Source organism: Ruegeria sp. E1 (genome assembly GCF_056534225.1).
On the sequence record NZ_JBQFPE010000007.1, the window covers coordinates 65,031 to 90,576 of the forward strand.

A 25,546-nucleotide genomic window follows, 5' to 3' on the forward strand; every position below is an offset into this window, starting at 1 on the left:
TCAACTCTCCAAACGTTTGCCAATTGCCTTCAGGGCGGTGCGCAGCGCGTCATGCGCGCCATGTTCGCGAAGGGTCTGTGTCATCTGCTGGCTCAGCGTGCCGTCGGTCGCCAATGCGTCCCGCTCGGACGCCAATCGCCCCGCGGCACCCTTTTCCATGGTTGACAGAAACCCTGACACCAGCTGCGTTGTATAAAACTCGGCCCCAGCCGCGTCCCCGGTTTGCGTTGCCAGCCAATCTGCCCCCGATGTCATCAGATCCAGCAGGCCCGGCACCATCGCGCAAATCGCAAAATGCGCGTTCAGGGCGGCTTCGTCGGCGATTTTCACAACCGGATTTTCTGGTTCAAAAAGCCCGGCCAGCAAACGGTCATTTCCCAGCGCCGCCAACGGGCAGCCGCCGGATTGCAGAAACCCCAGCGGGATGGTCTGAACGAAATCTGTCACCGGCGCGCACAGCATCCGAAGCTGATCGGTTGAGACAGCCGCCATGACTGAGACAATCTGCTGTTCTGCGCGAAAGTTCAGAGGGGTCAGAACGCCGGCCGCAACCTGCGGGCGCAGGCACAGAAACACGATATCCGCGGCATCAATCACCGCCTGCGGGGATGCAACGGCAACGCCCAGCTCAGCCTTCAATTCCGCCGACACCTGCGCATTGCGTTCTGAAACGGTGATTTCATGCCCTTTCGCGGCCATCAACCGAACCATCGGGGCCGCGATGTGCCCGGTTCCGATAAAGCCGATGCGGCTCATCCCTGCGGCTCTTCCGGGATCGAGGCGGACAGCGCGTCGCGCCACGCATCCAGCCGGTCCGCAAGTGCCGTGTCCTGCAAGGCAAGGATCCCCGCCGCCATCAACCCCGCATTGGCCGCACCCGCCGACCCGATGGCCATGGTTGCAACGGGGAACCCTTTGGGCATCTGAACGATGGAATAAAGCGAATCAACGCCGGACAGAGCCCGCGTCTGAACCGGAACGCCGATCACCGGCACCCGTGTTTTCGACGCCATCATACCCGGCAGATGCGCCGCGCCGCCCGCGCCTGCAATGATCACCTGCAATCCGCGCCCAACAGCAGTCTTGCCATAGTCCCACAACCGGTCCGGGGTCCGATGCGCAGAGACGATGCGCGCCTCGTAGGCCACGCCCAACTCGTTCAGAATGTCAGCGGCTTCTTTCATGGTTGGCCAATCCGATTGGCTGCCCATGATGATGCCCACTTTGATCTCGCTCATCCGCCTTGTCCCTGCCGCCTGAAAGAGCGCGCACTATAGCTAAATCCGCCTTTCTGGCAATGTGTCAGGCGATGATATCGGGGGTCAGGCGATCCTCGATCAGCCGGATAATGTCTTTAAGGCGCAGTTTCTGCTTTTTCAGACGCTTGATCGTCAACTGATCCGACGTACCGGTGGCTTGCAACGCCTCAATCGCTTCGTCCAGATCGCGGTGCTGACGGCGAAACACCTCAAGCTCGACTCGCAGGACTTCGTCGGTTTTCATCGAAATGTCGGTGGGCGCATTCATGGGCGACTCAGTGTTTCAAGTGGTGCTTTTGACACAAGATAGTGTGTCAGGGTTTATCCGGCCAGACCTTGTGGACTTCCCCGTATCTTCCCATATTCTATAGCACGCGGTTGCCGATAACGGGGCCGCCCAATGCGTCGCTTTAACACTGAAGGACGAAACTACGTGTCGAAACTTACCTTGGGCTCATACCCGCATCTTTTGGGGTTCGAGCAATTGGAACGCCTTCTGGAACGGTCTGCAAAGGCCGGAAATGAAGGATACCCGCCCTATAATATCGAACAGACCTCGGATTTTTCCTATCGGATTACCCTGGCTGTGGCCGGCTTCGCGGAAGAGGATCTGTCGATCACAATCGAGGATCGCCAACTGGTGATCCGGGGCCGTCAACGCGACGACAGCGAGGGGCGCATATTCCTGCACCGTGGCATCGCTGCGCGTCAGTTCCAGCGCATGTTCGTGCTGGCTGATGGTGTCGAGGTGGGCGAGGCGATCATGGAAAACGGTCTGCTGCATGTGGATCTGACCCGCGCCGTGCCCGAAACCGTGGTGCAAACGATCAATATCAGAAAGGGGTAAGAGCAATGAATACACCGATTGAACTTAACGCCGAAGGGGATCGCATCGTTTACGTCAAAGCCGTCGATGTGGCCGACCTGCCTTCTGATGTGCGTGAACAGGCGGGTGATCTGGATCAGCTTTATGCCGTCCACGACTCGGATGGCCAGCAACTGGCGCTTGTTGCCGACCGCAAACTGGCCTTTGTGCTGGCACGCGAACATGACCTGTCCCCGGTGGCCGTACACTAGGCCACCCCAAACCCAGCTAAAATAACGTGACATTTCCTGCCTCTGCGGTGATCGTGCCGCAGAGTTGCAAGCAGGAGTGCGCGATGAGCTGGTATGACTTCGATTGGGTGGACGCATTTAGTGACAGGGCCTTTGGCGGCAATGGCTGCGCCGTGGTGCATGGCGGGGCCGGGTTGCCGGATGACGTCTGCATGGCCTATGTGCGCGAGACCTCATTGGTCGAATGCACATTTACCGGTCCCTCCGACATAGCCGATTTCCGGGTTCGCTATTTCCTTGCCAGCCGCGAAATTCCATTTGCCGGACATCCGACCATTGCCACGGTTGCGGCGATGCGTTCTCGCGGGCTGTTTCAGGGCGATGCCCTGACACTCGAAACCGGGGCGGGGATCGTGACGATCCAACTGAACGGCGACGAGATCGAAATGACGCAGGTCGCCCCGCAGTTTGACGATTATGTGCCAGCCGATCTGGTCGCCAGGGCCATCGGATTGTCGCCGGACGCGATAATCTCGCCCCCGCAATTCGTATCAACCGGCCTGCCTTTTTGCATCACCGTCCTGCGCGATCACGCAGCGCTGCGCGCGGCAAAACTGGACACCTCGGTGCTGGGCAAGATCTCTGAAAAGGCAGGTTTTTCGGGCAATGACATGGCAGAACCGTTTCTGGTTACGCTTCAGGGCGCAACGGTAACAGGCGACACGTTCTCACGCTTGCTGCTGGCCCCACCCAGCCCGCCCGAGGATCCATTCACCGGGTCGGCCACGGGTGCGATGGCGGCTTACCTTTGGAAACACGGCCTGATGGACAAACAGACCTTCATCGCAGAACAAGGCCATGACATGGGTCGGCCCGGACAAGCGCGGGTCACACGCGTCGGACCGGCAGATGCGATGACCGGGATCAAGGTCGCAGGGCAGGGCCATGTCCTGATGCGCGGGCAGGTGGATTTGCCGGACTGACCCGTTCAGGTCTTCGGCCTCATCCATTCAAGCCGCTGAATGGGGTTTAAGGCCGGATCAACCGCGTGACGCTGGCAAAGCCGCTCCAGATACGAGCCGGGCAGCGGCAGCCCGGCCCGCTGCGTGGCCAGCCACTTTTTCTGATGCCCGTAGATATGGACCGAATAGACGCCCGCCTGTTCGATCTCGTCCATGCGGATTCTCGTATCGTGTAACTTCCCCAAATCCTCGACCGCAAGCGGATACAGCGCGTGGGACGGCAGGGCGTGCCGGTCCTCTCGAGTCTTTCGCAGAAAATGGCTCAGCGCCTTGGGGCCTGAACAGGCCCAGGGCAGGGCTTCGATCCCCCAGGTTTCCCCGTTGCGAACGCGCTTGCGATTGATCCGATGCAGCCGTGACCCGCGCCACGGCTGGGTTGGGTTTTCCGAGGTGATGAACGCCAGCATCTGCGTCAGCGTTGCCGAGTCAGACGGCAACCTCAGCACGCCGTTTGGATACGACCCGTCGCCCGTTGGGGCGAAAACATAGGGGCTGTCGAAATCAAACGGTCGGACGCAATAGGCATCCAGATCGACCCAGATGAAATCTGTCTGCTGGCACAGTTTCAGCCGGAAAATGTCCGAAAACACCGCAACGCGCTGCCTGTCATTGTCCGCAAGATCAAAGGGCGGCGGCCAGTAAACCCCGGACGCCGGGCGAATATCCGTGCCCTCAGGCACGCCATCCACCGGATGCGCAACATACAGAACAAAGCGGTGCCCGTTGTCCAGAAAGGACCGGATGCACAATGCCTCAAGCCAGGACAGGTCCGAGCCGTACCAAAACCCGGCGATCGTTGGCAGAGTGTTCGTCATCCCTCGAACCTAGCCGAACCCACGCGCAGAACCATAGGGCGAAACGCAAAGGCCCCCGCATTTTGCAGGGGCATAAGGAAACAAGCGCCTTATCCGGCAATCAGCCCCATGCTTTCAAGCTTCAGCAGGACCTGATGCGCGCAATTGTCGACCTCGACATTCTCGGTCTCGACGCGCAGTTCCGGGTCTGAAGGCACGTCATAAGGGTCGGAAATCCCGGTAAATTCCTTGATCTTGCCCTCGCGCGCCAGCTTATACAGGCCCTTGCGGTCGCGCCGTTCGCATTCTTCGATGCTGGTCGAAACATGCACCTCGCAGAAGGCGCCAAACTGCTCAATCTCTTCGCGGACGGCGCGGCGAGTCGTTTCATAGGGCGCAATCGGGGCGCAGATGGCGATACCACCATTCTTGGTGATCTCGCTGGCGACATAGCCGATCCGGCGAATGTTCAGGTCGCGGTGCTCTTTCGAAAAGCCCAGCTCGGAGGACAGGTTTTTGCGCACGATGTCCCCATCCAGCAGTGTCACCGGACGGTCCCCGGTCTCCATCAGCTTGACCATCAACGCATTCGCAATGGTCGACTTGCCCGAACCCGAAAAACCGGTGAAGAACACCGTAAAACCCTGTTGCGAGCGCGGCGGAAAGCGATTGCGCAATTCCTGTACCACTTCAGGGAACGAGAACCATTCCGGGATCTCCAGCCCTTCGCGCAGACGGCGGCGCAGTTCGGTGCCGCTGATGTTCAGGATCGTGACGTTGTCTTTGTCCAGAATCTCGTCATTCGGCTCATATTGGGCGCGTTCCTGCACATAGACCATGTGTTTGAAATCGACCATCTCGACACCGATCTCGTCCTGAAATTTGCGGAACAGATCCTGCGCATCGTAAGGCCCATAGAAATCCTCACCGGCCGAGTTCTTGCCCGGTCCGGCATGGTCACGACCAACGATGAAATGGGTACAGCCATGGTTGGCGCGGATCAGCCCGTGCCAGACCGCCTCGCGCGGGCCTGCCATGCGCATGGCAAGGTTCAGCAACGACATCGAGGTGGTGGAGGCGGGATATTTGTCCAGCACCGCCTCGTAACAACGTACGCGGGTGAAATGATCGACGTCGCCCGGCTTGGTCATGCCGACAACCGGGTGGATCAGCAGGTTCGCCTCGGCCTCGCGGGCGGCGCGGAACGTCAGTTCCTGATGGGCGCGGTGCAGCGGGTTGCGGGTCTGGAAGGCCACGATGCGGCGCCAGCCCAGCTTGCGGAAATAGGCGCGCAGTTCATTGGGCGTGTCGCGCCGCGCCTTAAAGTCGTAATGCACAGGTTGCTGAATGCCGGTCACGGGGCCACCCAGATACACCTTGCCCGCCACATTATGCAGGTAGTTCACCGCCGGGTGCGCCTGATCATCGGCCCCAAAGACCCTTTCAGCCTCTCGCACTTTGTCCGGCGTCCAGCGGTCGGTGACAGTCATCGTGCCCAGGATCACACCTTCGAGGTCGCGCAGCGCGATATCCTGACCCAGTTCGATTCCTTCAGCGAACTCTTCGCTGACGTCCAGCGTGATTGGCATCGGCCACAGCGTGCCATCGGCAAGGCGCATGTTTTCTACGACATTGTCGTAGTCGGCTTCGCTCAGAAAGCCCTTCAGCGGGCTAAAACCACCATTCATCAGCAGTTCCAGATCACAGATCTGACGCGCGGACAGATCCCAGCTGGTCAGGTCCGCAGCTTCGGCTTTCAGTTTCTGGGCCGAGTCATACGAAACATACAGTTCAGGGATCGGAGCCAGGTTGCTTAACATGGTCATGGGAATACTCTTGTCGGCGATTAATTGACGTGGGTTCAGAGGTTTCGGCGCAGGATGTGCCCCGGTCATTCGGCAAAGTCCAGAGAGGCCCGGCAACTAAGGATGAAATGCACGCTTTTTGCCAGTATTGGAAGATTTTTCCAAAGCCAAAAGGTCAGCGCGATCAATATTCCTGTGATTCCCGCGCCAAGCGCTGAATTCAGGCGATCTGTTCTTTCAGGCCAAGGCGCTGATCCAGCTCTGCGGCCTGCGTCACAGGCAGCGCCGAAACGGGTTCGGATACGCCGCGCAGTTCGAAATCCTGCAATTCCTCGGGTCGAATATCGACGCCAGCCGCCACCAGAACCGATTGCGAGGCCAAAAGCTCAACCCCCAGCGCCTTGGTTTCCCCTTCGAGACGGCTGGCCACATTGACCGCGTCACCGATGATAGTACGGGGGGCGTGTTTCGCTGCGCCGATCTCTCCCAGAACCAGATCGCCCAGATGCAGCCCCATGCCGATACGGATTGCGGTGCTGCCCTCGGCCTTAAGTTGCTGGTTAAACTGCTCCAACGCGCGCCCGACGCCTGCCGCGGCGGCCAGACCGGCGCGGGCCGAGCTTTGGGCATCGCGGGTTTCGAACATCGCCAGCAGACCGTCGCCCATATATTTGTCGACCTGCCCGCCCTGTGCGGTGATGGCCGGAACAATTGCGTCGAAAAACCGGTTCAGAAGAAACACGATGTCATAGGGCAATTGCCCGGTCGTCCGCGCCGTAAAGCCGCGCATGTCCAGAAACAGCACGGCCAGTTGCCGTTCCTGCCCCTGACTGGCATGGGCCCGGTCGCGTCCGCCATCGGGGCGGAACACGCGGAAAACGGTCAGTGGACCCGAAGGGCGCATCTGGCAGGCCAGCCGTGTGCCCGCAGGTGCGCCCACCGCTCCCAGGCTGCGCGCCTCGGCCTCGCTGGGCGGGGCAAGCTGCTCGGCCCCTTTCTCGACGATCACGCGGCAGGTTGTACAGCGCCCCTTGCCACCGCACAGCGCGGTGTGCGGAATACCATTGGCCTGAGACATTTCAAGCAAGGTCATCCCCTTTTCCGACGTCACCTCGGGACCGTTGACATATCGCACGCGGACGGAATGTCGCCTGCGCCACAGTTTGCGTCCCAGATAGATCAGCCCGGTCAGGACCAGCGCCGTCCAGAACCCGGTCAGCGTCGTGTTGGTGACACCAAACAGCGCCTCGAACGCGTCGGGCGAGGGCCAGTTGTAATGTTCGATATATTGCTCGCGCAGGAACGGATCAGCGAAATCCGCCCACAAACGCCGCCCCTCGGTCAGCACTCCGGCCAGTGCAAAGCCGGGAACGAACACGGCGACGCCGATCAGATAAGGCACCGTCGCGCGCCACCACGCGGTCAACCGCAGCCACATGTGCAGACCGATGCAGCCATGCACCCAGACCAGCAGGACCAGCAGGCTTTGCATCCAGATCGCCGAACCGGGCCACATCAGCAGGATGATGTATCCCATCTCATCATTGACGCCATAAATCTCGTGGGCATATCGGGTCTGCACGATGTGCGAGATCAGCTGAATCGGGATCAGCAGCCCCAGCACGGCTTGCAAAGCGATGCTGAATGGCATCCGCAGTGTCCGGCGTTTGGCCAGCGACCACAATGCCAGTCCCGCATGAATGATCAGCGCGACGTAAAGAACCGCACTGATCGCATCGTGCCGGGTGACGAATTTGCGACCGTCCTGCATCCCATGCAGCAGATCGGTGTGAAACAACCCAAGCCCGATATTGATGAAATGAAAAAACGCAAAGACAAACAGGACCAGACCGCTTGCGATTCTGAGCCGCGTCTCCCATCCGCCGCGCCAAAGTGCGTTATCCAAGGACATCATCCATATCGTGCCTGACTGCGCCTGAGTCTGATACGACGACGGGCAGGGGTCAATAGACCCCGCCCGGTTCCGAAAGCTTGGTTCTTGGGATTGGACCCTATTCGTGCTCGGCCAGGAAACGCTCGGCATCCAGCGCGGCCATGCAGCCCATTCCGGCGCTGGTGACGGCCTGACGATAAATGTGGTCGGTCAGATCGCCCGCTGCAAACACGCCGGGAACCGATGTCTCGGTCGAACCCGGTTTGGTCACGACATAGCCGCCCATATGGGTTTCCAGCGTATCCTTGACCAGTTCATTTGCAGGCGCATGACCGATGGCCACAAACACGCCTTTGCATGGAATTTCACTGATCTCGCCCGTCTTGACGTTTTTCACACGCACGCCTTCGACGCCCAACGGGGCATCGGTGCCAACAACCTCTTCCAGTTCGTGGAACCAAAGCGGCTCGATCTTTTCATGCTTCAGCAGCCGGTCCTGCAGGATCTTCTCGGCCCGTAGTTCGTCACGGCGGTGGATCAGTGTCACTTTGCTGGCGAAATTCGTCAGGAACAGCGCCTCTTCCACGGCGGTGTTGCCGCCGCCGATGACGACGATTTCCTGCCCGCGGTAAAAGAAACCGTCGCAGGTGGCGCAGGCGGAAACGCCAAAGCCCTTGAATTTCTCTTCCGACGGCAGGCCGAGCCATTTGGCGCGCGCGCCGGTCGCCAGAATCACGGCGTCCGCCGTATAGATCGTGCCGCTGTCGCCCTTGGCGGTGAACGGACGCTTGGAAAGGTCCAGATCGCTGATGATGTCACCAATGACCTCACACCCCATCGCCTTGGCATGGTCCTGCATCCGAACCATCAGGTCGGGGCCCTGCACCTCGGTGTCACCGGGCCAGTTTTCAACCTCGGTGGTGGTGGTCAGCTGGCCGCCGGGTTCGATGCCCTGTACCAGAATGGGTTCCAGCATCGCACGGCTGGCGTAAACGCCCGCTGTATATCCGGCCGGTCCCGACCCGATGATCAGAACCTTGGTGTGACGTGTCTCGGCCATGGTACCCCCAACTCGATATGCCTGCGTCGGGCCATAGGCCCGCCTCGATGACGTGGGCTCCGGCCCCGCTGAGGTTGCATATAGCGATGGGGGCAGGGGGCTTAAACCCCTTTTGACAGCGATCGCCGTCATACTTTGCCGTGATGGCACGGCACTGGAATTTCGGCCTGAATGCCAAATGTTGCGCAGATGCGAAAGATTATTGCGCATTCCGGGGGCGCTGATATAAGAACTGGAAAATTTTCAGGAGTCATCAATGGTCACGACCCGGCTGGATGAGATCGACCGCAAAATTCTGGCGGAATTGCAGGCCGATGGCCGCATGACAAATGTCGAACTTGCAAAACGTGTGGGAATCTCGGCCCCTCCATGCCTCAGGCGGGTCAGAACACTTGAGGATGCGGGCTATATCCGGGGCTACCATGCCGATGTGAACGCGCGCGAACTTGGGTTCGAAGTTCAGGTCTTTGCTATGGTCGGGTTGGAAAGCCAGGCCGAGGCCGAGCTCAGCGCGTTCGAAGAACGCTGCCGCGAATGGCCTTTGGTGCGTGAATGTCACATGCTGAACGGCGAGGTGGACTTTATCCTGAAATGCGTCGCACCCGATCTCAGCAGCTTTCAGCAGTTTCTGACGGGCGAATTGCTGACCACGCCGAACGTGGCCAGCGTCAAGACATCGCTTGTCATCCGAGGCGCAAAAGACGAGCCAGGCGTACCATTTGACGTTCTGGAAGACCGGATGAACCGGACGGCCTGACGGCGATCCGGGTATCGTTTGCATTGATAGGCGGAAGCATAGCGACCACCGCTAGGTAAACTACCCAACCAAATAAAATCTGCATCATGCCCCCACACTAGCAGTACTGTTTAACATCTTACGCGGTTATCGCGTCGATCTCGCCATCTCCGGCGCGCGGCATCAGCAACGGGCCGAAATCACTCAGCGATTCTATGTGATAAAATAGGTTGAGATAGACAGAACGCAAGGAATGACTGATCATCCGCACCGCATTGGTGCCTGGATGATAGGTTTCGAACTGCAACCCGTCGACGCGGATCACGGAATGCTTGCGCAGGCAGATGTGAAACAGCTCGACCGGCGTTGGCGGCAGCGTTTCAACCACGCTCATTCCGTCCTGAAATTCGGATACCGGGGTCAGCATCGTCTGACCACCGTAGAGGTGCCGCAGATGCGACGGCGTGCCCAGCAGACGGGCAGCGGGGCCGGTAATGACACCTGACATCGGTTTTTGCATTCCGAATGTATCGGCCATGATCCGCGTCAGCGGCCGCATCCGGCCACGGCTGTCCTCGCGCCCCGGTATCAGCGTGACCGAGCCTTTCCACAATACGGTCTCGGATGCGCCGTCCTGCGTCAGGACCGCGTCGCCCGGCAGCAGGTCCTCGATGGCCATGGGCCCCTGCGGCGTTTCCACCAGCGACCCGCGTGTAAAGGCGCAAAAGGCGTCCTCGAACATCGGCAGGGCCGGTGCAATATGGCGCGTTTGCGAAACATCCCCGTTCTTCAGCAACGTGCTGACCTCATAGCGCCGCAGCTGCGCCTTTGGTTTTGTTGTCGGTCGCGACGCCTCGCGTAGCAGAGCTGATGTCTCGACCGCGTTTCTGGCCGCGCGGGCCAGTGAATTTGGAATAGTCATATATTCCGTCCCCTCTCAATTTCCGAGCCGGCGGGGCGAACCCCCGTGCATTCCCGCCAGACGGTCTTGTTCTTTGCCTTTGGATAACAGGGCAGACGCAGGGCGGTTCTTGCGAAGAAACCGCGCCGCGAAGGAAATCGCAGTGTTTTGGCCAATAGTATGACCCCCCAGACAAACTCTTACAAAGCAGGCAGAAATTGCCTGCCGACACACGCCCCGGAAACATGCGCCGCAAACCCATCTGCGACGCCATACCCCGGACCGGAGCCCATCCAGGGTATGTCTTGCCCATCGGAACCGGCAGCTTGGTTCCCTGGGAGTTCTGATGTCAGGACCGTTCGGCCAGACGGCGAACGACTCTGACGGAATGACTGGAAACCCGCTTCCATGGCATTTCCGGTTCGTGGGCTTTGACGGCCGCGACGATGGCGTTCAGAAAGCGTGATTTCGGCTTCATTTTTTTGTCCTGCTCTGTTTGGGGCAAACGCCCGGTTTCCGTGATGCAGTCGAATCTGACGCTGGTTTGCGGCAGGGATAAGGCCCATCCGGGATGAATTGAGGACAAATTGAAGGTTTCGGGCACCTCTTTGTTAACTTAATCAGAACAATCGGCGGTAAAACCGGGGTAACGTCCTGATCACTCGTGAAAAATTGAACGATTCTGAATCTGATAAACAAAATAAATGTGGCGGAAACTTGGCGGGTTTGCCTTAATTCAGCCCAAAATCACAGCGTGATGGCCGAAATCAGACGCCCGTAATCGGCCTCATTCGCGTGGGTCGCGCGGCGGTAAGAGAAAAACCGGTCCGGGTCGGAATAGGTGCAATGGCGTGTCCATTCGGATTGCCCGACACCGGCCTGCCGCAGCCTGTGCAATCCATAGGCGGGCAGGTCGAATTGCAGCCGATCGCCCTGTCCATTTGCAAAGAAACGCGCGTTGTCTGGTGACTCCGCGATGAAATCATCCATGAACTCGGGACCAACCTCATAAGCACGCTGCGAGATCGACGGGCCAATCACAGCAACCGTGTTGGCACGGCGCGCGCCCAAAGCCTCCATGGCATCCAGAGTCGCCTCCAGAACGCCGTCCAGCGCCCCGCGCCAGCCCGCATGGGCCGCGCCGATTACATGTGCGTCAGGATCAGCAAACAGAACCGGCTGGCAGTCTGCGGTCAACACCGTCAGGGCCAGCCCCGGCGTTGCCGTGACCACCGCATCAGCCTTGGGTTTGTCCCCTTCAATCGGGGAGTCGACGGTCAGAACGGTGGGCGAATGCACCTGATGCACGCCAATCAGCGCTTCGGGGGCGACCTGCATCGCCTCGGCGACACGGCGCCGGTTCAGGGCCACCGCGTCAGATAGGTCAGACGAGCCATAGCCGCAATTCAACCCCGCAAAGATGCCCGAGGACGCCCCGCCGCGTCGGCTGAAGAATCCGTGCCTTACCGGAGAAAGCAAATCCGAGGTCAGAATTTCCAGTGTCATGGCAGCAATCCCGGTGGCGGAGTGACATGGGCCGGATAAATCCCCAGCACCTTGAACAGGTTTCCCATTTCCTCGGGATGCGTCAACCGTCGATGCGCCGCAATCAGCGAATCCAGCGCCTTGCCGCTTTGTGACGTCGCCAGAGTTTGCGCCCGCGCCGTAATGCCCAGCCGTTCCAGAAACACGCCTTGGGTCGTCAGGCGGCTATGGGCGCCGCCCGCCGCCTGCGCCGCTTTCGCCAGCGGCTCAAAGTCAACATGCGCCGTCAAATCGGCCTGCCCCGGCGCGGCAAGGGGATCGGCGCGCTCATGCGCTTGCAGCGCCTGCAACGTGTCGCCCAGCGAATGCCAGTCGCCATAATCGAGGATCAACGCCGCACCACCATGGCCGGCAATCCGCGCGGAAACCTCAGACACAATCGGCAGCGCCGCAGGGCAAAGCTCGACCAGATCGCCTTCGGCGGTGTCGGCCAGCCGGTCCTGCAGGGAAGGTTGCGGCGCTTGCGGGCCCAGACCAAAGCGCAACGTCTCACCATCGACGCCGATCAACCGCTCACGCCAGCCATCGACATCCCGCAGGAACTGCCGAATCGGCAGGGCATCGAAAAACTCGTTGGCAATGAGGAACAGGGGCTGTTCCGGCAGGTCGGCAATCGTATCGATCCATTCCGGTGCATAGCCCTGCAACCTCTCACACTGAGCAGCGCGCAAGGTCGGTGACGCCTCAAGCAGCACAACCTGTGCGGCGTCGTGGAACCCCGGAACCTGCCGCGTCGCGCGCAGCATATCCGCCATCAACGTCCCGCGCCCCGGCCCCAGTTCAGCCAGCGTAAACGGTGACGGGTGGCCCTGATCCATCCAGCTTTGCGCCAGACACAGGCCAATCAACTCTCCGAACATCTGGCTGATCTCCGGCGCTGTGATGAAATCGCCCTCTGTCCCCAGCGGATCGCGCGTGGTGTAATACCCAAGCTCGGGGTGCAGCAGGCATTCGGTCATGTACTCTGCAACGCTCATCGGGCCGTTCGCCTGCACCCGGGCGATCAGCAGATCCAGCAGCGTCATGCCACCCGCCGGGCGCGCAAGACAAACCAAAAGCCAAGCGCGATCATCGGCAGCGACAGCAACTGCCCCATGGTCAGCCCATACCCGCCCAAATGCCACGCCAGCCCCAACGGGTTGCCCGCAGACACGAACTGCGCATCCGGCTGGCGGAAAAACTCGACCACAAACCGCGACGCGCCGTAACCGGCCAGAAACACGCCCATGACAAACCCCGGCGCACGAAACGCCCCGCGCCGGTAGACCAGCCACAGCAGCAGCGCACCCAGCAACACGCCCTCCAAGGCGGCCTCATACAACTGAGACGGATGCCGGGCGCACATCCCGGCGATCACGCCGGGGCAATCCTGCGCGGCTGCTCCCGGAAAGACTACGGCCCAAGGCAACTCGCTTGGCCGCCCCCAAAGCTCGGCATTGGTGAAATTCGCCAGCCGCCCCAGCAGCAGGCCGGGCGGCACCGTATGGGCCACCAGATCGGCCAGCGACAGAACCGGCACATTGTTCCGTCGCGCATAGAGATAAGTCGCGATCACAACCCCCAGCAACCCGCCGTGAAAGGCCATGCCGCCCTGCCAGACCTTCACGATCTCCAGCGGGTGCGACAGATAATACCCGGGCTGGTAAAACAGAACGAACCCCAGCCGCCCGCCAAGGATCACGCCCAGAATGATCCAGGTCATCAGATCCTCAAGCTGCTCTGGCTTCATCGGCGCGGCCTGATCGGGCCACAGCGCGGGTCGGCGCAACGCGACCGACGCCATGCGCCACGCGATCAGAATGCCCGCGATATAGGCCAGCGCGTACCACCGCAGCGCCAGTTCCATCCCAAAGATCGAGATCGAAAACAGTTCGGGGGACAGATCGGGGAAATTCAGTACAGCCTGCATATGCGTCTCATTGCCCGGGGTTTGTGGCGCAAGTCAACCTTGAGCCCGGCGCATTCTTTACCCATATAGAAGGCAACCGCCATACCGGAGTGAACAACATGCAGACCCGCAACAAAATTCTGGACGATATGTCCCAGTTGATGACCAATGCGATGGGCGTGGCCCAAGGCGCGCGGGAAGAGGCCGAGACCGCGATGAAGTCGATGATCGACCGCTGGCTGGCCGACCGCGATTTCGTCACGCGCGAGGAATTCGACGCCGTCCGCGCCATGGCGCAAAAGGCACGCGAAGAAAACGCGGCGCTCGAGGCGCGGATCGCAGCGCTTGAGGCGAAGCTGGACAAGTAGCGTCTGCTTTTCGGGCAAATGCGCTTTGAGTGGATCGTTTCAGAGTCCCGGCTTCTGGGCGTGAAGATTTGTGAATCAATTTAGCGTTCCGCTTTCCGTGTTGTTTGCTCAAACGCCAAGTTTTTCGGATTCAATGACAATTGCCGGGAACTTTGCTTGTCATTTATGAAAGTGCCATCACTCGATCAATCACGGTCTGAACTAATGCTTCTGGTTCACATTCTGAATTGACCTTGAGAATGGGTTTGTTCTGTTTCGCAAGCCACCGTTCATGCATTCCGATGTTGCGACCACTGAAATTCGGATCGTCATAACGCTTTGCCCATTCCATAAAGTCCAAGTGAATTTGGAACATGTCTCCACCTTCTTCGATCCGATTGCCGAACCGCGCCTTTTCGCGTGATCGAAGGCGTTCCATCCGAAGGTGAGCCGCAAGACTTGTGAACACGATTAAATTAGCTTGTTCAACGAGTTCTCCTCCCCACTCGTTGCAGGCACCTGACAAAACCCAGCCATCGTTTCGGAGCGCATCTTTCATCGAATGAACTCGCTCTTGCGGAGTATTCTTGACAGAAAAAGGAGGGTCGATAGCGGCCCAATAATGGTCATCGGTGTCGACATGCACCAATCCCAGTGCTTCAGAAAGGCTTCGCCCAAGTGTCGTTGAAACGGTCCCAGATGCACCAAAGACGTAGATTTTCGGTTGACCTGCTATTGTCATGAGTAGTTACCAAATCGTTTCTAAAGAAACTTATTTCGCGCTTGCGGTATCGGTCAGATTGGGTTCATTGCTGAAACTTTCTGCTTCACGTCGCCATCAAACCCGCAATTATATAATCATCTTCTTGCAAAAGGAAATTTGCGGCTCGGTACGCCATCTGATGTTAAGCGCTCAAACCATCCTGATCGCCCCATAACGGCCGAGCCAGCTTCGCGTGACACTCAACTCTCCGCGCGATCCCGTAGTCAATTACGCGGTGCCGCGCATCCTGACGCGCCTTGGCGAATAATCAAGGCAAAGCTGCCAAAGGCGCCAATATTTTGACAGGCGTTGCCAACTGTCCACAACTTATTGTCGTTATCCCCAATAAATAGGGTTGCCAGATCACCGCTCGCGGCGCACCATATTTGGTACAAGCCCATGGGGGAAGCCCGGTTTGTAGAGCAGGCAACTAGCGCTGGGGCGCTGCCAGCCCCAAAATGCTAGAGAAGAGTGAGGTGGCATTATGGCCCTTTCCGAGCAGTTTCTCGAAGAAGACCTTCATCCAATTGATATTGTTGAACATCTGGCCGAACATCACGACTGGGATTTTGACCGGATCGGGGATGATCAGATCGCCATGGCTGTCGAGGGCCAGTGGCGCACATATTCGATCACTTTGGCCTGGTCGAACTATGACGAAACTCTGCGCATGGTGTGTTCCTTCGAAATGGAACCGCCGTCCGAGCGTGAGACCGAGCTTTACGAGCTGCTCAACAAGATGAATGATCAATGCTGGGCCGGGGCGTTTACCTACTGGGCCAATCAAAAGCTGATGGTTTATCGCTATGGTCTTGTGCTGGCGGGTGGTCAGACGGCCAGCCCCGAACAGATCGACACGATGATCAACGCCGCCGTGCTGAGCGCCGAGCGGTACTACCCCGCGATCCAATTGGTCACATGGGGCAACCGCACCCCCGAAGATGCGATGCAAGTCGCCATTGCCGAGGCCTACGGACGCGCGTAAAGCTTTGCCCCGAACCAAAGCGGAGAGGGGCAATCATGAACATGTCACAGGTCGCGGAACGGGGGCTGGTTCTTCTGGGATGCGGCAAAATGGGATCGGCCATGCTCGCCGGGTGGTTGGAGCATGGCCTTTCGCCGTCTTCGGTCTGGGTGATTGACCCGTACCCCTCGGACTGGCTGAAGGCGCAAGGGGTCCATATCAACACCGATTTGCCCAACGCGCCCGCCGTCGTGCTGGTGGCCGTCAAGCCGCAGATGATGGGCGAGGCCCTGCCCGCCATTCAGGCGCTGGGCGGTGGGGGCAGCCTGTTTGTTTCTGTCGCTGCTGGCACCTCGCTGGCGACATTCGAGCAAGTCCTGGGCGCAGGTACCCCCATCGTGCGCGCCATGCCCAACACGCCCGCCGCGATCCGTCAGGGAATCACGGCGCTGATCGGCAACGCCAACGCCTCGGATGCTGACGTGGCGCTGGCCGAAAGCCTGCTGTCGGCCATTGGCGAAACCGTCCGGCTAGAGGATGAGGGTCAGATGGATGCCGTCACCGGCCTCAGTGGATCGGGGCCAGCCTATGTGTTCCACCTGATCGAAACGCTGGCCGCCGCCGGTCAGGCGCAGGGGTTGCCGCATGAACTGGCGATGAAGCTGGCGAAATCCACTGTCGCAGGGGCCGGGGCGTTGGCGATGGCTGCCGACGAAGACCCTGCGCAGTTGCGCATCAACGTGACCTCGCCCAACGGCACCACCCAGGCCGCTTTGGAGGTACTTATGCACGAAGAGCAGGGCTTCCCCGACCTGCTGCACCGGGCCGTCAAGGCCGCAACCGACCGATCGAAGGAGCTGTCGCGTGAGTGAAATTACGTTCGACGATTTTCTCAAGGTGGATATCCGCGTCGGCCAAGTGACCCGCGCCGAGCCATACCCCGAAGCCCGCAAACCCGCGATCAAGATGTGGATCGATTTCGGCGATGAGATTGGCGAGCGCAAGACATCGGCCCAGGTGACAGCGCATTACGACCCGGCAGCACTGGTGGGCAAACAGGTGATGGCTGTCGTCAATTTCCCCCCGCGTCAGATCGGCCGTTTCATGTCCGAGGTTCTGGTACTGGGCTTGCCCGATAAAAACGGAGAGATCGTCCTGATCGGCCCGGATGACACCGTGCCCGTCGGCGGGAGGATGCATTGATGAAGCTCTTGATCACACGCCCGATGACCGACGCGGTGATGGCACGTGCGCGGGCCGAATTCGACGTCGAAATCCGCCAACAGACCTCTCCGCTTACACAGGATGAAATGTGCCACGCTCTGACCGAGTTTGATGTGGTGATGCCCACACTGGGCGATCTCTTCTCGGCACAGGTCTTTGCCGATGTACCTGATCCGCGCTGCAGGCTGCTGGCCAATTTCGGCGTTGGCTACAACCATATCGACGTTCACGCGGCCCAAGCGGCTGGCGTCGCCGTGACCAACACGCCCGGCGCGGTCACGGATGCCACCGCCGACATCGCCATGACGCTGCTGCTGTCCACGGCCCGCCGCGTAGGCGAAGGCGAGCGTGTCGTTCGTGCGGGCGACTGGCATGGCTGGCACCCTGCGCAGATGCTGGGTCACCATGTCACTGGCAAACGGGTGGGGATCGTCGGAATGGGCCGCATTGGGCAGGCGATTGCCAAACGCTGCCATTACGGGTTTTCGATGCAAGTGGCCTATCAGTCGCGCAGTGCGAAAACGCTGGATTTCCCCGCTGAATTCATCCCCGACCTGCCTGCATTGGCGTCATCGGTCGATTTTCTGGTGCTGGCCGTCCCCGGAGGAGCCGAAACCCGTCACCTGATCAACGCGCGGGTGCTTGAGGCGATGAACCCCAACGCCCTGCTGATCAACATCGCGCGTGGCGAGGTCGTGGACGAGGCCGCGCTGATCACGGCGCTGCAAACGGGGCAGATCGCCGGGGCAGGGCTGGATGTCTATGAATTCGAACCCAAGGTGCCGCAGGCGCTGATCGATATGGAAAACGTGACCCTCTGCCCGCATCTGGGCACCGCGACCGAAGAGGTGCGCACCGATATGGGATATATGGCACTGGACAATGTTGCGGCGTTCGTGGCGGGTCGGCCTCTGCCCAACCCGGTTTAAGCCCCCACAGCCTCGCGCCAGTGTTTACGGCAGAGCGAGACATAGGTCTCGTTTCCGCCGATCTGCACCTGTGCGCCTTCGGTGATGGTCTGGCCGGTCTCGTCCTGCCGGATCACCATCGTCGCTTTGCGTCCGCATTCGCAGATCGTGCGCACCTCGCGCATCTCATCGGCCAGCGCCAGCAGGGCAGCTGATCCGGGAAACAGCTTGCCCTGAAAATCGACCCGCAGACCATAAGCCAGCACTGGTACGTTCAGATCGTCCACCGCGCGGGCCAGTTGCCAGACCTGATCCTCGGTCAGAAACTGCGCCTCATCCACGAATACGCAGGCCACAGGGCCGGTGTTCAGGCGCGTTTCGATCATCGCGAACACGTCGTCATCGGTGCGAAACGTATCGGCTTGTTCCGAAATGCCGATCCGCGACGCGATCCGGCCATTCCCGGCGCGCCCATCAATCGCGGCGGTCAGCAAATAGGTCTGCATCCCCCGTTCGCGATAGTTATGGGATGCCTGCAGCAACACGGTCGATTTGCCCGCGTTCATCGTCGAATAGTTAAAGTAAAGCTTGGCCATGGGCCGGGTCTAATCCGCCCGGTCAAGTTCGACAAGATGGCAGTTTAAGGGAAAAGTGCGACGCCGCAATTTCAGTTGCAGGGCCGAGCCGAGGCTCTTGGGGATGGAAAACCCTGCTTCTGCCAAAGCAGCGTCGCTGGCCAACATCAGGCCTCAACGGAGCAGGGCGAAAATCGTGCCCTGCAATTACTCATTACCGGCACGAACGGCCGCCACTCACTCACAAAATCCCTGCATATCTGAGGGATAGTTAATTTATGCCATTTCAATTGTGAGACAAATATGGGAAATTTACACACCCTTTCCCCGACACGGACAGGTCTGGGGCAGGTGGCAGGTAGCAAAAGGATCCTAAATGGCAGATATCGGGGCCTATCTCAAAAAACATACAGAAGCGTTGGTAAAGGATGTTGGAATCGAGGCCGCGTGCGAAATCACCGGCAAATCCAAGGCCACGCTGGGGCGGTACTATTCCGACAACGCTGAACATGCAGACCGATTTATGCCGGTCGATGCGGTTGCCCGGCTTGAGTCAGTGGCAACCTATCCGCATGTCACGTCGGCGCTTGCGGATCTGCAGAACATCACCTTGTCATACAGCGGGCGCAACTCGGACAACCCGCGCACTGGCGGGGTCAACGCGGATGTTATCGCGCTGAGCCAGCGGTTTGCGATGCTGATGACGGAATATCAGTCAGCGATCGAGGACGGTATCATCACCGTGAACGAGGCCAAGCGACTTTTGAAGGAAACCAGCCTGTTACAGCAGGTTCTGATCGAGATGAAGCTACATCTTGAGGAAGAAAGCGTCAGCTGATCTGCACCCGGGTGCAGGGTACTTGCAAGTGGCTGGCTCAGTCTCGTCGCTTCACGATCACTGACCCAACCGAATACCCCGCGCCGAATGAACAGATCAGGCCGATATCGCCGTCCTGCAAATCATCAGAGTATTTGGAAAATGCGATGATTGATCCGGCGGATGAGGTGTTGGCATAATCCTGCAGGATGTTTGGCTGCTCGCCATTTTCCGGTTCGCGCCCCAGAACCTTTTTACCGATGAAATCGTTCATCGTCTTGTTGGCCTGATGCAGCCACAGGCGTTTCAGATCACCATTGTCGACCCCTTCGGCATCCATATGATCGGCGATGTGGCGGCTGACCATTGGCAGCACTTCCTTGAACACCTTGCGGCCGTTTTGCATGAACTGCATATCGCGCCGGTCGACCACGCCATCCGGGCGCGAGCGGCGCAGGAAGCCATTATTGTTGCGAATATTATTGGAAAACTGCGTGGCGCAGCGGGTCGACAGGATCTCGAAATGCGGGCCTGTGGCGTCCTCGATCCTTTCGACCAGAGTCGCGGTTGCCACATCACCAAAGATGAAATGACAATCCCGGTCCCGCCACTCCAGATGGCCCGAGCAAATCTCGGGGTTCACAACCAAAGCCGCCCGGACCGAGCCTGACCGCACCATATCCGCCGCCGCCTGAATGCCGAAGGTAGCGGACGAGCAGGCGACGTTCATGTCAAAACCAAAGCCACCCGTTCCCAGCGCCTGTTGGATTTCGATGGCAATCGCGGGATAGGCGCGTTCGTGGTTCGATGCGGCACAGATCACCAGATCCACGTCCTCGGGCGTGCGACCGGCTTGCGCCAGCGCCTTTTTACACGCATCCACCGCCATTTCGGTCATGATACCCGGTTCATCATCTGCCCGCTGGCGCAGGGACGGGTGCATGATTTCCGGGTCCAGAACGCCGGTCTTGTCCATCACATAGCGGTTGTTGATGCCTGATGCCTTGACGATGAATTCCTCTGACGAATGCTGCATCGGCTCGACCTCACCGGCGGCGATGGCCTCGGCGTTCCGGGCGTTCTGCTTGTCGGCATAGGCGTTGAACGCTGCCACAAGCTCGGCATTGGTTATGACGTTCTGAGGTGTGAAAACACCGGTACCGGTGATGGCGGGCGTATACATGGCGCGTCCTGAAGGTTTCGGATCAGCACAAAATGCAGTCGCCGAGGGGTTTGATCAAGGGCAAGTGACCCAAGGGAATGCACCTTGATCTGCAATTTCATATCTTGAATAGTTCAGAAATTGAAATATATAGCCCCACAACACGGAGCGCCCCATGTCAGATGATATCAGTAACCGTCTCAGCCGCCTCAGCCCTGAAATTCAGGCGATGATGGGGGTCTATGCGCTATACTGGAAGCTGGAAGAGAGCTTTGACTGCATCGAAACCGACCTGAGTCATCAGGAATGTCACATGCTGATCAAGCTGGATCAGCCCAAGCGCATGGGGGTGCTGGCCACCGATATGCTCAGCGTTCCGTCCACCATCACGGCCACCGCTGATGCGCTGGAAACCGCAGGCTACCTGACCCGCAAGCGTGACCCGCAGGACCGGCGCGCCTGGCTGCTGGTTCTGACCGATCAGGGCGAAGAGGCCCGCAACATGCTGGTCACAACCGCCGGAGAGCTGTTTCACCGCGCCTCTGGTCTGAATGACGAAGAAACCGCTCAATTCGCGCGTCTGGCGTGCAAAATTCGCGACAACATCCTGAAAACAGGTATTCCCGAGGGATTGACGAAATGAAACTCCTGACATCTTTGGGCCTCGCCCTGACCCTCCTGGCAACGCCGCTTGCTGCACAGGACACTGCCAAACCGGTCAAACTGTTGCAGGTGCGCGAAACCGCCCCCGGTTTCTCGCGCCAATTCTTCGGACGGGTTGCGGCGCGGCAGACCGTTGATCTGGCGTTTCAGGTGGCTGGGCAGATTGTGGAAATGCCCGTGACCGAAGGGTTTGTCATCTCCAAGGACGGGCTGATCGCCCGTCTGGATCAGGAACCGTTCGAACTGCAACTCGACCGCGCGCGCTTGCAAAAGGAACAGGCCGACCGGACTGTTGCCCGCCTGTCGCGCCTGCGCGGCACAACCGCCAGTCAGGTGGCTGTGGACGACGCCGAAACCGCGGCACAACTGGCTGCAATTGCCCTGCGCGACGCGGAATATGAGCTTGAGCACGCAACCCTGACCGCCCCCTTCGACGCGCTGGTCTCAAGCCGCGCGGTCGAGGCGTTCACCACCGTTTCCGCCGGAACTCCCATCGTGCGCATCCACGATATGTCCGAACTGCGAATCGAGGTCGACGTGCCCGAAATCCTGTTCCAGCGCTCGGGCCAGCAGGACGACATCACCATCACCGCCAAATTCCCGGTTAGTGACGAAATATTCCCGCTGGAGATTCGTGAGTTCGACGCCGAAACCTCCAGCGTTGGCCAGACCTTCCGCATCCAGTTCGGCCTGACTCCGCCTGAGGGTCTGCAAATCCTGCCTGGCTCGTCCGTGACGGTGAATGTGCAGGTGCAAGACCAGCAAACCGGCATCGTGGTGCCGCCCACAGCCATCGTGGCCGACGCGCAGGGCGATCTGGGCGTGATGGTGTTCTCTCCGACCGGCGCAGACGAAGGCACGGTGCAGCGCGTGGCGGTTCAGATCGAGCCAACGCAAACCGGCGGCATTCGCGTGCTCGAAGGACTGTCCGACGGGGATGAGATCGTCGTGGCCGGGGGCGCGGCCCTTGCCGATGGCCAAGCCGTGCGCCGCTTTGCCGGCTTCTCGAACTGAGGGGCGGGCAGATGAATATCGCACGCGCCTCAATCGACCGTCCGCTTTACACATGGCTGATCATCCTGATCGCCCTCTTTGGCGGCATCTGGGGATTTACGTCGCTGGGGCGGCTTGAGGATCCCGCCTTTACCATCAAAAACGCGGTCATCATCACGCAATATCCCGGCGCCACGGCGGAACAGGTCGCTTTAGAAGTCTCGGAACCGCTGGAATCGGCCATTCAGCAAATGGCCGAGGTCGACACGATCACCTCGGTCAATCAGCCGGGCCAGTCGATCATCGAGGTTGAGGTAAAATCCACCTATGACGGTACCGAACTGCCCGATATCTGGACCCGCCTGCGTGCCAAGGTGGGCGACGCGGCGCGCGGATTGCCGTCAGGTGTCGGGCAGCCTTATGTGAATGACGGGTTCGGCGATGTGTTCGGACTGTTCTACGCCGTTACGGCGGACGGGTTCTCGGACGCGGAACAGCACGAACTGGCCACCTTTTTGCGCCGCGAATTGCTGACCGTCGAAGGCGTCGCGGATGTTGAGGTTCAGGGCCTGCCGCAAGAAGCAATCTTTATCGAACCCGATCTCGCGATTTCGGTAAACCAGAACGTGCCTTTGCAAGCGCTCAACGACGCGATTGCCAACGCGGATTCGGTCAATGCCTCGGGCTCTGTGCGCACGGGCGATGATCGCACCACCATTCTGACGGCGGAAGGGTCCGACAGCGTTTCGGCCATCGCGGGGCTCTCGGTCGGCTCGCAGGGGCAGGTCATCAACCTGTTTGACATGTCCGACGTCTATCGCGCCCGTCAGACCGACCCGGACATCATGATCCGCTTTAATGGGGTCGAGGCGTTCACGCTCGGCATCGCCGGTCTGGCTACCGAAAACATTGTCGAGGTCGGCAAACGCGCCGATGCCAAATTCGCCGAACTCGACGCCGATATCCCGTTCGGGGTCGAGATTCTGCCTATCTACCAACAGCACGTCGTGGTCGAGCAGGCGTCGAACGATTTCCTTGTGAACCTTGCCATGTCGGTCACAATCGTGGTTGCGGTCCTTGGCATCTTCATGGGCTGGCGCGCCGCAGTTGTCGTGGGCACAACCCTGTTGCTGACCGTTGTTGGCACGCTTTTGTTCATGGCGCTGTTTTCCATCGAGATGGAGCGCATCTCGCTGGGCGCGCTGATCATCGCGATGGGGATGCTGGTGGACAACGCCATCGTGGTGGCCGAGGGGATGCAGATCGCCATGCTGCGCGGCAAATCCTCGCGCGACGCGGCCGAGGATGTCGCCTCGAAAACCCAGATCCCGCTTTTGGGCGCGACCGTCATCGGCATCATGGCCTTTGCCGGGATCGGCCTCAGCCCAGATGCGACCGGAGAGTTCCTGTTCTCGCTGTTTGCGGTCATCGGTATCTCACTGCTGCTGAGCTGGGTGCTGGCCATCACCGTCACCCCGATGCTGGGGCACTATTTCTTCAAGCAAGGCAAAGAGGGCGAGGTCGATGCCTATAGCGGCATCCTCTTCCGTGTCTACGGCGCGATCCTGCACGGGGCGCTGCGATTCCGCTGGCTGGTGGTTGCCGGTCTCGTCGGGGTCACAGTGGTCTGCTACGCAGGTTTCGGGTTGATGAAGCAGCAATTCTTCCCCGACTCGAACACGCCACTATTCTTTGTTCACTACAAACTGCCGCAAGGCACCCCAATTGCGCGCACTGCCGAAGACATGGCCATCTTCGAAGACTGGCTAGAGGCCCGCGACGACGTGGTGTCCGTCACCACCTTTGTCGGGCAGGGGGCAACGCGGTTCATGCTGACCTATTCGGCGGAAAAGCCGAACCCCAGCTACGGGCATATGATCATCCGCACCGAAACCCTCGACGATATTCCGGCCCTGCAAGCGGATTTCGAAGCGTTTGGTTCCGCCCAATTCCCCGAAGGCGAATTCCGCACCAAACGTCTGGTCTTTGGCCCCGGCGGCGGCGATCCGATTCAGGCGCGGTTCTCGGGCAGCGATCCGGTGGTGTTGCGGCAACTGGCGGATCAGGCGGCCCAAGTCATGGCAGCGGCATCGCCGAACGCGCTGCATGTTCATCACGACTGGCGCGAAAGGGAGCTGGCGGTGCAACCGATCTATGCCACTGAACGCGCCCAGACCGCAGGCGTCACCCGCGAAGATATTGCCGCCACCCTGCAATTCTCGACCGACGGCATCACCGGAGGCGTCCTGCGTGAACGCGACCGTCTGATCCCGATCATCTTGCGCCGCCCGGCGGACGGCGACTACTCGATTGTCGATCAGGTGGTCTATTCAGACCAGTCCCAGCGTTTTGTACCAATCGAACAAATGGTAGATGGATTTGAGTACAAATCGGTCAATACGCTGGTTCATCGCCGCGATCGGGTACTGACCATCACCGTTGGCGCGGATATCCCGCCCAGCCTGACCGCGGCGCAAGTCCACTCGGAAGTCCGCGCCGCCATCGAGGCGATCGACCTGCCGCCGGGCTACAAGATGGAATGGGGTGGTGAGTTCGAAAACTCACGCGATGCGCAGGAAAGCCTGGGCAGGCAATTGCCGCTCAGCCTGCTGATCATGGTGCTGATCTCGGTCCTGTTGTTCAATGCTATCCGGCAACCGATCATCATCTGGTTGCTGGTGCCGATGTCCGTCAACGGCGTGGTGATTGGCCTGCTGGGAACCGGATTACCCTTTACTTTCACAGCCTTACTGGGTCTGCTCAGCCTGTCGGGGATGCTGATCAAGAACGGCATTGTTCTGGTCGAGGAGATTGATCTGGTCCGCGCCACCGGCAAACCGCTGCGCGAGGCCATCATCGAAGCCTCAGTCTCGCGCCTGCGCCCGGTCATGCTGGCCGCGATCACCACAATCCTGGGCATGGCACCTTTGCTGACCGACGCGTTCTTCGTTTCGATGGCGGTCACGATCATGGGCGGCCTGGCCTTCGCCACCATCCTCACCATGGTCGCCGCACCGGTGTTTTACATGCTGTTCTTTTCGCGGCAGGAGGAACGACATGTTCAGCCTGTCGAGGCTTGAATGCTGCTTTATATCAATGGGATAAGTGGGACGTCGCAACCTGCGAGGCTTAGGATTATGGTGACTGCAAGAATGATGCGCATGGTGTTT

General features: G+C 59.6%; 28 protein-coding genes. 13 read left to right on the forward strand and 15 right to left on the reverse strand.

Annotated features, from left to right (window positions below):
• The 3 genes from ACR0FG_RS10435 to ACR0FG_RS10445 all read right to left on the reverse strand — a co-directional run bounded on the left by ACR0FG_RS10435 (position 1) and on the right by ACR0FG_RS10445 (position 1,527).
• Positions 1-756: an NAD(P)-binding domain-containing protein gene (locus ACR0FG_RS10435; RefSeq protein ID WP_480892737.1), complete on the reverse strand. Its 756-nt coding sequence runs from the start codon at positions 754-756 to the stop codon at positions 1-3.
• Positions 753-1,238: a 5-(carboxyamino)imidazole ribonucleotide mutase gene (gene purE / locus ACR0FG_RS10440; RefSeq protein ID WP_480892740.1), complete on the reverse strand. Its 486-nt coding sequence runs from the start codon at positions 1,236-1,238 to the stop codon at positions 753-755. Before purE ends, ACR0FG_RS10435 begins: the two co-directional genes overlap by 4 nt.
• 64 nt (positions 1,239-1,302) lie before the next feature.
• Positions 1,303-1,527 (reverse strand): YdcH family protein, encoded by a 225-nt coding sequence (locus tag ACR0FG_RS10445; protein ID WP_058275529.1) that lies wholly within the window; start codon positions 1,525-1,527, stop codon positions 1,303-1,305.
• A 165-nt stretch (positions 1,528-1,692) separates the two neighbouring features.
• Here ACR0FG_RS10445 and ACR0FG_RS10450 point away from each other — a divergent pair, with 165 nt between their 5' ends.
• From ACR0FG_RS10450 to ACR0FG_RS10460, 3 genes are all read left to right on the forward strand, one after another.
• A complete protein-coding gene (locus ACR0FG_RS10450; RefSeq protein WP_058275530.1) occupies positions 1,693-2,106 on the forward strand; it encodes an Hsp20 family protein in 414 nt (137 codons plus the stop codon).
• Positions 2,107-2,111: 5 nt separating this feature from the next.
• Complete coding sequence (locus ACR0FG_RS10455) at positions 2,112-2,336, forward strand: DUF1150 family protein (protein WP_170710524.1); 225 nt, start codon at positions 2,112-2,114, stop codon at positions 2,334-2,336.
• An 83-nt stretch (positions 2,337-2,419) separates the two neighbouring features.
• Positions 2,420-3,298, forward strand: coding sequence for a PhzF family phenazine biosynthesis protein (locus ACR0FG_RS10460; protein ID WP_480892743.1), 879 nt, complete (start codon positions 2,420-2,422; stop codon positions 3,296-3,298).
• 5 nt (positions 3,299-3,303) lie between these two features.
• Here ACR0FG_RS10460 and ACR0FG_RS10465 read toward each other — a convergent pair whose 3' ends face one another.
• The 4 genes from ACR0FG_RS10465 to trxB form a co-directional block, all read right to left on the reverse strand.
• Positions 3,304-4,152, reverse strand: coding sequence for a hypothetical protein (locus ACR0FG_RS10465; protein ID WP_480892746.1), 849 nt, complete (start codon positions 4,150-4,152; stop codon positions 3,304-3,306).
• An 89-nt stretch (positions 4,153-4,241) separates the two neighbouring features.
• Complete coding sequence (locus ACR0FG_RS10470; protein WP_480892748.1) at positions 4,242-5,957, reverse strand: bifunctional sulfate adenylyltransferase/adenylylsulfate kinase; 1,716 nt, start codon at positions 5,955-5,957, stop codon at positions 4,242-4,244.
• Between the two features lie 199 nt (positions 5,958-6,156).
• On the reverse strand, positions 6,157-7,842 hold the full coding sequence (locus tag ACR0FG_RS10475) for an adenylate/guanylate cyclase domain-containing protein (RefSeq protein WP_480892751.1): 1,686 nt from the start codon (positions 7,840-7,842) through the stop codon (positions 6,157-6,159).
• Positions 7,843-7,948: 106 nt separating this feature from the next.
• Positions 7,949-8,890, reverse strand: a complete 942-nt coding sequence (gene trxB, locus ACR0FG_RS10480; protein ID WP_480892754.1) for a thioredoxin-disulfide reductase — start codon at positions 8,888-8,890, stop codon at positions 7,949-7,951.
• 256 nt (positions 8,891-9,146) lie between these two features.
• Here trxB and ACR0FG_RS10485 point away from each other — a divergent pair, with 256 nt between their 5' ends.
• On the forward strand, positions 9,147-9,647 hold the full coding sequence (locus ACR0FG_RS10485) for an Lrp/AsnC family transcriptional regulator (protein WP_170710514.1): 501 nt from the start codon (positions 9,147-9,149) through the stop codon (positions 9,645-9,647).
• 118 nt (positions 9,648-9,765) lie between these two features.
• Here ACR0FG_RS10485 and ACR0FG_RS10490 read toward each other — a convergent pair whose 3' ends face one another.
• From ACR0FG_RS10490 to lgt, 5 genes are all read right to left on the reverse strand, one after another.
• Entirely contained in the window at positions 9,766-10,548 is a 783-nt protein-coding gene (locus ACR0FG_RS10490; protein WP_170710512.1) for a Hint domain-containing protein, read from the reverse strand.
• A 328-nt stretch (positions 10,549-10,876) separates the two neighbouring features.
• Positions 10,877-11,005: a hypothetical protein gene (locus tag ACR0FG_RS10495; protein WP_480892758.1), complete on the reverse strand. Its 129-nt coding sequence runs from the start codon at positions 11,003-11,005 to the stop codon at positions 10,877-10,879.
• 269 nt (positions 11,006-11,274) lie between these two features.
• The gene (gene pgeF, locus ACR0FG_RS10500; protein ID WP_480892762.1) at positions 11,275-12,033 is read right to left on the reverse strand and encodes a peptidoglycan editing factor PgeF; all 759 of its coding nucleotides are present in this window, start codon (positions 12,031-12,033) and stop codon (positions 11,275-11,277) included.
• Entirely contained in the window at positions 12,030-13,097 is a 1,068-nt protein-coding gene (locus tag ACR0FG_RS10505) for a class I SAM-dependent methyltransferase (RefSeq protein ID WP_480892764.1), read from the reverse strand. Before ACR0FG_RS10505 ends, pgeF begins: the two co-directional genes overlap by 4 nt.
• Positions 13,094-13,981 carry a prolipoprotein diacylglyceryl transferase gene (gene lgt / locus ACR0FG_RS10510; protein WP_480892767.1) on the reverse strand — a complete coding sequence of 296 codons (888 nt, stop codon included), beginning with the start codon at positions 13,979-13,981 and terminating at the stop codon, positions 13,094-13,096. Before lgt ends, ACR0FG_RS10505 begins: the two co-directional genes overlap by 4 nt.
• Before the next feature lie 98 nt (positions 13,982-14,079).
• On the opposite strand from lgt, the gene ACR0FG_RS10515 reads away from it, so the two are divergent.
• The gene (locus ACR0FG_RS10515) at positions 14,080-14,328 is read left to right on the forward strand and encodes an accessory factor UbiK family protein (protein WP_480893053.1); all 249 of its coding nucleotides are present in this window, start codon (positions 14,080-14,082) and stop codon (positions 14,326-14,328) included.
• 163 nt (positions 14,329-14,491) lie between these two features.
• On the opposite strand, the gene ACR0FG_RS10520 is transcribed toward ACR0FG_RS10515, so the two are convergent.
• A complete protein-coding gene (locus ACR0FG_RS10520; RefSeq protein ID WP_480892769.1) occupies positions 14,492-15,049 on the reverse strand; it encodes a P-loop NTPase family protein in 558 nt (185 codons plus the stop codon).
• A 505-nt stretch (positions 15,050-15,554) separates the two neighbouring features.
• On the opposite strand from ACR0FG_RS10520, the gene ACR0FG_RS10525 reads away from it, so the two are divergent.
• From ACR0FG_RS10525 to ACR0FG_RS10540, 4 genes are read left to right on the forward strand one after another with little or no spacing between them, the layout of a single operon-like run.
• The gene (locus ACR0FG_RS10525; protein ID WP_170710498.1) at positions 15,555-16,055 is read left to right on the forward strand and encodes a YbjN domain-containing protein; all 501 of its coding nucleotides are present in this window, start codon (positions 15,555-15,557) and stop codon (positions 16,053-16,055) included.
• A 35-nt stretch (positions 16,056-16,090) separates the two neighbouring features.
• Positions 16,091-16,906, forward strand: a complete 816-nt coding sequence (gene proC / locus ACR0FG_RS10530; protein WP_480892772.1) for a pyrroline-5-carboxylate reductase — start codon at positions 16,091-16,093, stop codon at positions 16,904-16,906.
• Positions 16,899-17,237: a tRNA-binding protein gene (locus tag ACR0FG_RS10535; RefSeq protein ID WP_480892775.1), complete on the forward strand. Its 339-nt coding sequence runs from the start codon at positions 16,899-16,901 to the stop codon at positions 17,235-17,237. The genes proC and ACR0FG_RS10535 overlap by 8 nt, the downstream gene beginning before the upstream one ends.
• Entirely contained in the window at positions 17,237-18,187 is a 951-nt protein-coding gene (locus ACR0FG_RS10540) for a 2-hydroxyacid dehydrogenase (RefSeq protein ID WP_480892777.1), read from the forward strand. Before ACR0FG_RS10535 ends, ACR0FG_RS10540 begins: the two co-directional genes overlap by 1 nt.
• Here ACR0FG_RS10540 and ACR0FG_RS10545 read toward each other — a convergent pair.
• Positions 18,184-18,762 (reverse strand): thymidine kinase, encoded by a 579-nt coding sequence (locus ACR0FG_RS10545; RefSeq protein ID WP_480892780.1) that lies wholly within the window; start codon positions 18,760-18,762, stop codon positions 18,184-18,186. The genes ACR0FG_RS10540 and ACR0FG_RS10545 overlap by 4 nt on opposite strands.
• Positions 18,763-19,117: 355 nt before the next feature.
• Between ACR0FG_RS10545 and ACR0FG_RS10550 the strand changes: the two genes are divergently transcribed.
• Entirely contained in the window at positions 19,118-19,579 is a 462-nt protein-coding gene (locus ACR0FG_RS10550) for a hypothetical protein (RefSeq protein ID WP_480892782.1), read from the forward strand.
• Positions 19,580-19,616: 37 nt separating this feature from the next.
• Here ACR0FG_RS10550 and ACR0FG_RS10555 read toward each other — a convergent pair whose 3' ends face one another.
• Positions 19,617-20,741 (reverse strand): beta-ketoacyl-ACP synthase III, encoded by a 1,125-nt coding sequence (locus tag ACR0FG_RS10555; protein ID WP_480892784.1) that lies wholly within the window; start codon positions 20,739-20,741, stop codon positions 19,617-19,619.
• A 154-nt stretch (positions 20,742-20,895) separates the two neighbouring features.
• On the opposite strand from ACR0FG_RS10555, the gene ACR0FG_RS10560 reads away from it, so the two are divergent.
• From ACR0FG_RS10560 to ACR0FG_RS10570, 3 genes are read left to right on the forward strand one after another with little or no spacing between them, the layout of a single operon-like run.
• Entirely contained in the window at positions 20,896-21,363 is a 468-nt protein-coding gene (locus ACR0FG_RS10560; RefSeq protein WP_170710485.1) for a MarR family transcriptional regulator, read from the forward strand.
• Positions 21,360-22,397, forward strand: coding sequence for an efflux RND transporter periplasmic adaptor subunit (locus ACR0FG_RS10565; protein WP_170710483.1), 1,038 nt, complete (start codon positions 21,360-21,362; stop codon positions 22,395-22,397). The genes ACR0FG_RS10560 and ACR0FG_RS10565 overlap by 4 nt, the downstream gene beginning before the upstream one ends.
• An 11-nt stretch (positions 22,398-22,408) precedes the next feature.
• Positions 22,409-25,456, forward strand: a complete 3,048-nt coding sequence (locus tag ACR0FG_RS10570; protein ID WP_480892788.1) for an efflux RND transporter permease subunit — start codon at positions 22,409-22,411, stop codon at positions 25,454-25,456.
• Positions 25,457-25,546 lie beyond the last annotated feature (90 nt).